The organism is Pseudomonas sp. SIMBA_068, assembly GCF_046534705.1.
Lineage (GTDB): Bacteria > Pseudomonadota > Gammaproteobacteria > Pseudomonadales > Pseudomonadaceae > Aquipseudomonas > Aquipseudomonas putida.
Genome location: NZ_JAWRYI010001215.1, coordinates 1 through 249 on the forward strand (window position 1 = coordinate 1; position 249 = coordinate 249).

General features: G+C 58.2%; 2 pseudogenes. Both read right to left on the reverse strand.

Annotated features, from left to right (window positions below):
- Positions 1-94: pseudogene (locus SB756_RS33390) on the reverse strand (ABC transporter ATP-binding protein); the annotation flags it as partial.
- Positions 95-113: 19 nt separating this feature from the next.
- Positions 114-249, reverse strand: a pseudogene (locus tag SB756_RS33395) (ABC transporter ATP-binding protein); the annotation flags it as partial.

Genomic DNA, 249 nt, shown 5'->3' on the forward strand with positions numbered 1-249 from the left:
GGCAGGTGACTTCGCCAACCTTGGCTTCGAAGGGCAGGCCCCGGAGGATGTGGCTGCCGCCGTAGTATTGGTGCAGCGTGTCGATTTTCAGCATGTCATGTCCTTGGAATAGATCATCGGCCCAAATACACCTCAACTACCCGCTCATCCGCCTGCACCTGCTCCAGCGAACCTTCTGCCAGCACACTGCCTTGGTGCAACACGGTCACATGGTCGGCAATGCTCCCCACAAACCCCATGTCATGCTCC